This window comes from Streptococcus oralis subsp. dentisani (genome assembly GCF_002096685.1).
In the GTDB taxonomy this organism is placed as follows: Bacteria; Bacillota; Bacilli; order Lactobacillales; family Streptococcaceae; genus Streptococcus; species Streptococcus oralis_AD.
Genome location: NZ_NCVA01000030.1, coordinates 1 through 263, shown reverse-complemented (window position 1 = coordinate 263; position 263 = coordinate 1). Strand labels below are relative to the sequence as shown.

1 pseudogene is annotated in these 263 nt (G+C 49.8%); it reads right to left on the bottom strand.

Annotation, left to right across the window (positions count from 1 at the left end):
- Positions 1–263, bottom strand: a pseudogene (locus tag B7705_RS10040) (hypothetical protein); the annotation flags it as partial.

Sequence of the window (263 nt, the reverse complement as noted above, 5' to 3'; positions counted from 1 at the left end):
AGCCAATCAGCAAGCACAAGCATGAGCAACAGCGTGTCTGCCTCAATCAGTGCATCTGAATCAGCAAGCACAAGCATGAGCAACAGCGTATCTGCCTCAATCAGTGCATCTGAATCAGCAAGCACAAGCATGAGCAACAGCGTATCTGCCTCAATCAGTGCTAGCCAATCAGCAAGCACAAGCTTGAGTAACAGCGTGTCTGCCTCAATCAGTGCTAGCCAATCAGCAAGCACAAGCATGAGCAACAGCGTGTCTGCCTCAAT